This is a genomic window from Cupriavidus sp. 8B, assembly GCF_054589115.1.
In genome coordinates this window covers 1-286 of record NZ_BAAILO010000542.1, presented here as the reverse complement: position 1 = coordinate 286, position 286 = coordinate 1, and the positions used below count along the sequence as shown (strand labels likewise).

The following is a 286-nucleotide window of genomic DNA, read 5'->3' as shown; positions in this document are numbered from 1 at the left end:
CGCGGTCGAGCAAGAGCAAGTCGTCGGATTGCAGGCGATCCAGATGCTCGAACAGGATCTGGCGTTCGTTCTCGTGCACGCTATGCAGTGAGGCGGCGAGCGTGATCTCGGCACCGGGCAGGTACAGGCCGAAGGCGAGTTGATCGCGGGTGGCGGCTCGCGGGAGATGGCTGTGGCGGATGGCGAAACGCAGGTGTGAGGCGTCCGCGGCGACCAGCCGAAAGCCATGCCAGCGCGGCAAATGGTTGGACACTTGCTGAAGCAGCCAGTCATTGAGGTGAGCAAA

Annotated in this window: 1 pseudogene; it reads right to left on the bottom strand. The window is 63.3% G+C overall.

Features of this window, described 5'->3' with window-relative positions:
• Nucleotides 1–286 (bottom strand): annotated as a pseudogene (locus ACYP5B_RS47875) (IS4 family transposase); the annotation flags it as partial.